This window comes from Xylanibacter ruminicola Ga6B6, assembly GCF_000687715.1.
Classification (GTDB): Bacteria; Bacteroidota; Bacteroidia; order Bacteroidales; family Bacteroidaceae; genus Prevotella; species Prevotella ruminicola_B.
In genome coordinates this window covers 1-7,610 of sequence record NZ_JHXD01000043.1, presented here as the reverse complement: position 1 = coordinate 7,610, position 7,610 = coordinate 1, and the positions used below count along the sequence as shown (strand labels likewise).

Sequence of the window (7,610 nt, the reverse complement as noted above, 5' to 3'; positions counted from 1 at the left end):
GGTGGCACAGGTGGCACAGGTGGCACAGGTGGCTCGAACACGGGAGGTAACACCGGCGGTAATTCGGGCTCAGGTGGCGATACCGGCGGCAACACCGGTGGTAATTCGGGTGGCAACCCCGGCAGTGGCGGCAGCGACATGAATTGATGGAGCAGCGAGAGCAGTGATAAGCTTGCTTAAGCACTGCCGAGTCGCGTCATCAGTCGACGAAGTCAACTAGGCGCGAAGCCGACACTAAAGCAAAGGGAGTTCAATGCCCGTGAGGGTATTGGCCCCCTTTTTTTATGCCCTTTTCGAAAAGGGCCAAAAGGTTATTGTTCATTTCTTCTGACAGCAGAAGAAAAGGAACCAAAGAAGACTGCTACCCCAAGGCCCCTTCAAAGGGGATGCAAACTCAAAGTCGCAGAAACCGACGACTTTTCGTGTGTTTTGGTATCGCGGGACGACGCGATATATTGTTTATCGGCTGGCGCGCAGTGAAAGATTAACCTAATCTATACCATTGGAAACACTCGGGGTTTAAGGGGCAGAGAGCCCCTTTTTCGGGCGGGTGGGAGTCGAAGGCGGAGAGACAAGGACGTAGGTCTGTGATGAAATCGCAGGACGAAGGTCTGGGCTATCCGACGGAGCGGGGAAAGATAAATACGCCAGCCGGATGAATATCGGGCTGACACCGCTTTTCGGTTATCGATATGTGCATGCAGTGCTCTTATCGATAAGAGTATGAGGGTGGGGAATATCAAGCAATCCCATCGGATGAACATCGGATGGACACCGATTTCGTGCCATCGGCATGTGTTCGCAGAACTCGTGCAGATGGGGGTGTGGGGTGGGGACCTTCCACATCGTAGGGACAAGCTGTGTTATTAAACCCCGTCGGGGTTGTTCACGGAATCCCGAAATGGCAGGGGGACAGGTCAGTGACATCAGCATAATTGCCATAAAATTGCCGCGATAAACGTATAACATGCCAAGACAAGCGAGAAAGGAATCAAGTACTGGTGTCTTCCATGTGATGATGAGAGGCATTAATCATCAGAACCGACGCACGAGCGAGCGGAGAACAAAGCTCGCTTTAGCTCTGCCGAGCGTGAGCAATGTCGACTGCAGGTCAACAAAACACCTTCAACAAACGCCAAAGCTACACATTCAATTCTCAGGATTTTCTCTTATTACTAGTCCTCTTCCTGCGGATGGAAGCGGCCAGCAATACCGGACAGAGGATAGTTCTCCATCCAACCTTGATCTGCATAGGGAAGCATGCTGAAGCGGAGGCCATGGAGGTTCTTGCGTCCCTCCGGTGGCAAGCGACCATAGGTCGAGCGTAGCTCGGGGAACTCATTGGCTACGAAGGTTCGTAGCGACTTGGCCTTGACGTTTTGCTCGGCCTTGACTTCGCACGGGAACACCTGACCGTCGTACTGGACAAGGAACTCAATCTCGAGCGTGGAGTTGTCCTTGCTGTAGTAATAGGCGGGGATGCCTCCTATGCCGACGAGTTCTTGCAGGAAGTAACTCTCGGTGAAGGCGCCCTTGAACTCGGTGAAGGTCATGGGATACATCTTGATGGTGTTGACCTTGCCCACGGGGAAGTTCTCGTCCTCGCGCAGAGCCAGCCCCAGGAGCGAACCGGCTGCCACAACATGGAGGTCGTGCATATCCTCGCAGAAATACTTGAGGGATGCCACACCGCCTTTGGCTTCCTGGATTTCGTCGAAGAAGATCAGTGTCTGGCCAATTTCGACCTTCACCTCATAGTTGACCTCGATTGCATGGATGATGCGCTGGATGTCGAAGTCGCGGAAGAGGGTGTCGGTGAAGGAGTTGTTGTCACAATTGATATAAACGATGTTCTTGAATTCATTGCGGCCAAATTCCTTGAGGATATAGGTTTTTCCAACCTGACGGGCTCCTAAGAGCACAAGCGGTTTGCGGACTGAAGAGCCCTTCCATTCGAGAAGTCGTTGATATACAGTTCTTTCCATGTGATGTATTGTTATAAGTTCATTTGCAAAGATACACTTTTATGAGGAAATAAACAAATAAATCCGCACTTTTATGAGGGAATATCTTTAAAAATCCACATTTTTATGAGGGAAAGGCCCTCGCACGAAATCCCGGACAGAGCGCGCACAGCGCTCGGGACAACCATTGCCTAGTTGGGGGAAAAGCAGTAATTTTGCAGTGTCAATAAGACGAGCAGGTGCACATGCGAATCTGCGACACTAACAAAATTATTAACCCTTTAAAAACGTAAACAACTATGGCAATAAAAGTAAAAGCCGTCGAGCGCAACGTGTCGTTCGACAAAACCAAGGAAAAATGGGCCTACGTGATGCAGGCCGAACTCTACAACAAGCTCTCGCAGAGCAAAGTAATCAACGAGGCCAGCCTGCGCTCAGGCATCACCCGAGGCTCAATTAACGCGGCCTGGGACGCCATCGGCGAGGTGATTAAAGCATGGGCCACCGAGGGTCATGCAGTGGCCATCCCCGGACTGGGCTCTATGCGATTCGGCCTTCGTGCCTCTTCTGTCGCCGATGTCAATAAGGTGGGCACCAGCCTGATTACCAGTCGCCGCGTGATCTTCGTGCCAAACACCGAAATCAAGGACGAACTGGCTAAGACCTCCATCAATATCACCTGCTACGACCGCAACGGCGAACTGGTGAAGCGCGTGACCTCGAGCGATTCGGGCGACATCGAAGACCCAGAGGCCGAGGACAACGGTTCTACGGGTAATGGCGGCAACGGCTCTTCTTCGACTAGCGAAGCGACCAATGGGTCGAGCGCGACGGGCTCAGAGACCGGAAACGGTGGCTCGAATACCGGTGGTAACAACGGGGGCAACAACGGTGGAGCAACTGGGGGCGGAAGTGATATGAACTGATCCATGGAAGGTTCTTGGCCGAGCCAAGCGGCCGCTCGGCGACGATAGGAGACGCTTGCCAGAGCAAGAAAGCCGAGCGGAGGGAGTTATGAGCCCCCTACAGGGGCGGATTTAAACGGGCAACCGTATACGTAGGGGCAAGCCCCCACGCTAAAATCTAAAGCCCCTACAGGGCTCTGCATGACCCCATCGGGGTCAAATAACCAAGCGTAGGGCCTCGGCCCTACGAATGGGATGCCCACACCCCACCATCGCCCCTGAAAGGGGCTCATACCCCAGCGTAGGGCCTTGGCCCTATGTAAGAGCCAAATCCCTCCACCCTCCACCTAAAACCGAAATCACCATGAAATACTTCAAGGAAAAGGAGTTCGTCTGCAGATGCTGCGGCGAACTCCCTCCCGTTGCTAGGGAGAATATCGTTGCATTGGTAGAGAACGTACTCGATCCTGCACGAGAACGCTTCGGAAAACCAATAATCGTCAATTCGGGTTACAGATGCCCTAAACATAATAAAGAGGTAGGTGGAGTTGCTAATTCGCAACATCTTCGCGGAGAAGCAGCTGATGTGCGTTGCACCGACAACAAGCGACTGGCTGAAATCATCGAGCAGAACGGCAAGTACGACCAGTTGATTATCTATCCGACGTTTCTGCACGTAAGCTGGAAGCGCTCTGGAGTAAACAGGAGGGCCAAGCTATGGAGCAGATGAATTCTTGCGTCCTTGCAGTAGCAAGCGACCTTTTATGGTCGAGCGGGACGGAGATAGTACTGGGACTGTTTACCTTGCTGAGCACCTGCGGATGGTTCGTTTCAGGCAGGAAACACCGGCAGGAAATTGAGAGCCTGAAGGCCGACAATCGGCAGAAGGACATGAACCTGAGTAAGGATTACGTGACGGAGTGGCGCACCTACATCGCTGAGCCCTTGCAGCGGGAAGTGGGCGAGCTTCGGCAGGAAGTAGCGGAACTGCGAAATGCGATTCAGCAGATTGACCGCTGCCCTCATAGGGATACTTGCCCTGTGTACGACAGCCTGCAGCACAAGTCGCAAGGCGGTTAGCTCAGAGCGAGAGTTGAAAGTCGAGGGTTTAGAGTTGAGGGACAGTGTGGTGGTTCAAAATATAGAGATTCATGATACGCTACGCGAAGTAACCACGATAACTGTTGACCGAAACGACAAGGGGGATACCCTCAGACTAATTCAAGTAACAGAAAGAAACAGATACAGAGACAGAGACCGTGTGCGGGATGAGCACCAAAAGACGGTTGTGAAGACGGACACTGTCTATATTGAACGTAAAGATTCGGTGGTGGTGAAGGAGGCAAACGTCAGCCATCAGACTTCATCCATCAGCCATCTTTTGAAATGGATTTTTGCAGTAATATGTGCAATTATCGTACTGATAGTGGTAGTAAAAGTGGGTTTGCGGAGGTCATTGTTCTAATGGCCTTCGCTTTTTTATGCCCTGTAGGGGCAATATTGATAATATCGGCGAAACGGTACCATCATAGCGCTTGTATCGGTACCACCGCAGCTCTTGAATCGGTACCATCATAGCACTCCAAACCTGCCAGGTACCTGGCATCCATTGCCCCTGTAGGGGGCTCATATCTTAGCATAGGGGCTCGCCCCTATGTGAATGAGTAATCACCCGCATCATCACCACCATCCCCCCAAGGCCACATAAATTGAAAGGTAACCGCTAACTAAGTAGAAGTACTTGGTTGGCGGTTTGTTTTTTGTGATATTTGGTAATAATTCGATTTTTTCTTGTTTTTGTTTGGCGTTACAGCCGGCACATCGATTCCGCTATTTACAAATTATATGTGCTTTTGCATAATTTTTGGTATAATTTGTATATAAAATGCTATAATTTTGAGAATCTTTTATTATCTTTGCAGCGGAATTACAATATGCATATGAAACAGATTGAGTATGTTACAATAAAAAATGCTTCGAACAAGGTGCTTAAAAAAATGAGGCAGATTGGCGAAGAGAAGGCTCAGAGACTCCAGAAAATTCAGGATCGCTGGGATAAAGGTGATTATGATAATCTAGAAGTAGTTCAATTATAAACGGATGGAAGACTTCGTAAAGATATTTAAGTCACCACAAGGTGATGTGTATCATATTACTCTTTCTGAAAGCAATGATATTTTATCAAAAAGTGTACTTGATGCTTTAGGTGATGTACACATAGCTGGTGTAGATTTACGAAGATTGGAAGGCTCGCATGTAACCAATCAAAAGGTTTTGACTGCATTGGCTAATACGATTGCAGAGTTTTTTCTTCGTGACGAGCATCTTATTATCTGTTATTATTGTGATTTCCTTAATTTGATTCCAAACACAAAGAAAAATTCAATGCCTCCGCAGGAATATAGAAGTAGACTGTTTGAAAGGATGTTCCAGAGATATGTAAAACAGCATCAGTTAGATGGAGTAAGGCTTTCGGTGGTTGAGATAAATGGAATTAATGAGAAGTACTACGTTCATGTTATTTATAGAAATGGACATTCGATGTTGGCTTCTATGATTGGAAGTGATATCAAGGAAGTACTTGAAAAATAGCAACCCCCAAATTATAGAGATAACCGCTAACTAAGTAGAAGTACTTGGTTGGCGGTTTATTTATAGATCGGGAAGGGGAAATGGTGGTTAAGGTGCGCCAGGAACCTCATGAAGTTCTGCACGGGTTTATTATCATGTAACAGGTCTCCTACCCCATTCATTCACCCATACCCCTCAAAACGGCTCTGTGATCCGTTTGGGGCTCGAACCCAAGACCCCAAATGACATTGGAGGTAGTCGTTCTATTACAGGGGGGCTTATTCTGCATCAGGCTTGCCGAAATCTTTGATATGGCCTTCGGCAATCATTTCTGCAAAAGTTTGATGCTCTTTGTGGTATATGACGTGGAAGAAAAAAGGTTCTGTTACGCCGTCAATTTTGATTTCATCATCACACATGTCCAGCTCCTGATGCTGAGAGAGGTACCTCTTAAACATGGCTGGTGACATTCTGGCCTTTCACACGGGCTAGGCCTACTTCAGCAACTTCGATGCCATGTGCGCTGAGCTGGTCTAAAATATCATTAGCAATAATTCCGCTACGGTCGGTTGTGAACTGTAGCTTGTACTCGTCGCCACTCTCGGAGCACAGTGTATAAACCTCTGTCATCTGATGTAGATGGTTTTTGTGGGCTCGGTATCATCTGAGCACAATTTCTCGATCCACAAATACTTCTGAACGCCGATTTTGCGGATGTGCTCCTCCAGTTTCCTGGAAGGGTTCTTGATGTTTATAGTCCTTGAATTACTCATAATAGAAAACGTTTTCTGAGTGCAAAGATAGATATTTTTCTTATATAATGGCAACTTATATGCCAAAAACTTTGTTTTTTGCTTAAAAATGTATTCCCGATGTCTCTCGCAATCACTTTGCGGGTGAAGAGTATGACTCGCTGAAGGGGGATAACGATGAACTGCTGAAACTGCTGACGGCGATAATAAAGAAAACGAGAGAAAATAGTTGATAGATAATAGATAGATAATAGGGTCGATGCTGGTTGGGCGTCGGCCTTTTTTTATGCCCTGAAGGGGCTGTATAATATAGCGTAGGGTCTCGGCCCTACGAATGGATGATAATAACTCCCACACCCCCATTGGGGTATATGTACATACTTATTGTCATAACTATGTACAGATTATTATTGTCGGAAGTTTATATAGATCTGTATAGATTATCGTAAATGTAGTATTATACTCAACTATAATACGTACCTAGTTCTTACAATAACTATATCAGTATTATACATGATATTATCATGTTCAATCGGATTGAGTCATAGGAGCAAGCCCCTACGCTGGTTTATTTGCCCCCTACAGGGGCATTTTTTTATACACGTTAGTGTACACAGGGCCGAGGCCCTGTGCTAGGTTGTTTTGCCCCGATGGGGCATTCGGGTGGGGGGAAAGCGAAGGTCGATGGATGAGGGTGTAAATGGGTATGTAAATGGGGGTGTAAACGGGTATGTAAATGGCGAATTAAATGGCGAATTAAATGGCGAATTAAATGGCGAATTAAATCCATCTCAAAAGGCGACGTTGAAGTTCATAATGGAGCATGAAGTATGTGCTGATGAAAACCGGCACGGGCATGAAGGGCATCCGCCAAATCAGTCCCACAGTGTGGGTGCTTTTCGTCATCTTCGTGCTCCGCTATGTGCAAAAGAGTATGTAATCAATCGGATTGATTCCCAGGGGCGAGCCCCTGGGCTAGGTTATTAGCCCCCTACAGGGGCGGATTTGTTGGCGGGGCCCAAATACACAGGGGCCGCGGATTGATTCCCAGGGGCAAGCCCCTGGGCTAGGTTATTAAACCCCTTTGGGGTTATCCAATGCCCTGAAAGGGCAATATAACGGAGCGTAGGGCCTCGGCCCTACGTGAATGGGCATCCACCCATCCACCGCCCCTGTAGGGGGCTCATAAATTAGCCCAGGGTCTTGGCCCTGGGTAGGGCCTCGGCCCTATGTAACGAATGACATCCCACACCACACATCCATCCCATCATCTCCGTCACCAACATCCATCCAACAACCACACATCCACACTCCCTGGGGGATACCCCCATATTCCATCGTTTTGGTTATAAATTTGAATATTTTTATTGTTTTTGTCGAATTTTATAACCGATTGTTTGTGTTTTTCGTTTTTTTTT

Annotated in this window: 9 protein-coding genes; 5 read left to right on the top strand and 4 right to left on the bottom strand. The window is 48.0% G+C overall.

The window, feature by feature from the left end:
- Positions 1-1,175 precede the first annotated feature (1,175 nt).
- Positions 1,176-1,985: an ATP-binding protein gene (locus T500_RS16580; protein WP_028908713.1), complete on the bottom strand. Its 810-nt coding sequence runs from the start codon at positions 1,983-1,985 to the stop codon at positions 1,176-1,178.
- A 278-nt stretch (positions 1,986-2,263) separates the two neighbouring features.
- On the opposite strand from T500_RS16580, the gene T500_RS0114580 reads away from it, so the two are divergent.
- From T500_RS0114580 to T500_RS0114555, 5 genes are all read left to right on the top strand, one after another.
- Positions 2,264-2,890, top strand: coding sequence for a DNA-binding protein (locus tag T500_RS0114580; RefSeq protein WP_028908712.1), 627 nt, complete (start codon positions 2,264-2,266; stop codon positions 2,888-2,890).
- A gap of 229 nt (positions 2,891-3,119) precedes the next feature.
- The gene (locus tag T500_RS16755) at positions 3,120-3,599 is read left to right on the top strand and encodes a D-Ala-D-Ala carboxypeptidase family metallohydrolase (RefSeq protein ID WP_316930791.1); all 480 of its coding nucleotides are present in this window, start codon (positions 3,120-3,122) and stop codon (positions 3,597-3,599) included.
- Positions 3,587-3,949 (top strand): hypothetical protein, encoded by a 363-nt coding sequence (locus T500_RS0114570; RefSeq protein WP_028908710.1) that lies wholly within the window; start codon positions 3,587-3,589, stop codon positions 3,947-3,949. The genes T500_RS16755 and T500_RS0114570 overlap by 13 nt, the downstream gene beginning before the upstream one ends.
- Before the next feature lie 860 nt (positions 3,950-4,809).
- Positions 4,810-4,965, top strand: a complete 156-nt coding sequence (locus tag T500_RS17090; protein WP_155267585.1) for a hypothetical protein — start codon at positions 4,810-4,812, stop codon at positions 4,963-4,965.
- Positions 4,966-4,969: 4 nt separating this feature from the next.
- A complete protein-coding gene (locus T500_RS0114555) occupies positions 4,970-5,461 on the top strand; it encodes a hypothetical protein (protein WP_028908708.1) in 492 nt (163 codons plus the stop codon).
- 257 nt (positions 5,462-5,718) lie between these two features.
- Here T500_RS0114555 and T500_RS0114550 read toward each other — a convergent pair whose 3' ends face one another.
- Genes T500_RS0114550 through T500_RS17085 form a run of 3 tightly spaced genes read right to left on the bottom strand, consistent with a single transcriptional unit; the run spans position 5,719 to position 6,213 of the window.
- The gene (locus tag T500_RS0114550) at positions 5,719-5,910 is read right to left on the bottom strand and encodes a hypothetical protein (RefSeq protein WP_155267584.1); all 192 of its coding nucleotides are present in this window, start codon (positions 5,908-5,910) and stop codon (positions 5,719-5,721) included.
- Positions 5,891-6,070, bottom strand: coding sequence for a hypothetical protein (locus T500_RS0114545; RefSeq protein WP_028908706.1), 180 nt, complete (start codon positions 6,068-6,070; stop codon positions 5,891-5,893). Before T500_RS0114545 ends, T500_RS0114550 begins: the two co-directional genes overlap by 20 nt.
- Positions 6,067-6,213 carry a hypothetical protein gene (locus T500_RS17085; RefSeq protein ID WP_155267583.1) on the bottom strand — a complete coding sequence of 49 codons (147 nt, stop codon included), beginning with the start codon at positions 6,211-6,213 and terminating at the stop codon, positions 6,067-6,069. Before T500_RS17085 ends, T500_RS0114545 begins: the two co-directional genes overlap by 4 nt.
- Between the last annotated feature and the right edge of the window lie 1,397 nt (positions 6,214-7,610).

Coding starts and splice junctions, on each gene's coding strand:
- T500_RS16580 (WP_028908713.1), bottom strand. CDS start 1,985: ATGGAAAGAACTGTATATCAACGACTTCTCGAATGGAAGGGCTCTTCA.
- T500_RS0114580 (WP_028908712.1), top strand. CDS start 2,264: ATGGCAATAAAAGTAAAAGCCGTCGAGCGCAACGTGTCGTTCGACAAA.
- T500_RS16755 (WP_316930791.1), top strand. CDS start 3,120: ATGGGATGCCCACACCCCACCATCGCCCCTGAAAGGGGCTCATACCCC.
- T500_RS0114570 (WP_028908710.1), top strand. CDS start 3,587: ATGGAGCAGATGAATTCTTGCGTCCTTGCAGTAGCAAGCGACCTTTTA.
- T500_RS17090 (WP_155267585.1), top strand. CDS start 4,810: ATGAAACAGATTGAGTATGTTACAATAAAAAATGCTTCGAACAAGGTG.
- T500_RS0114555 (WP_028908708.1), top strand. CDS start 4,970: ATGGAAGACTTCGTAAAGATATTTAAGTCACCACAAGGTGATGTGTAT.
- T500_RS0114550 (WP_155267584.1), bottom strand. CDS start 5,910: ATGTCACCAGCCATGTTTAAGAGGTACCTCTCTCAGCATCAGGAGCTG.
- T500_RS0114545 (WP_028908706.1), bottom strand. CDS start 6,070: ATGACAGAGGTTTATACACTGTGCTCCGAGAGTGGCGACGAGTACAAG.
- T500_RS17085 (WP_155267583.1), bottom strand. CDS start 6,213: ATGAGTAATTCAAGGACTATAAACATCAAGAACCCTTCCAGGAAACTG.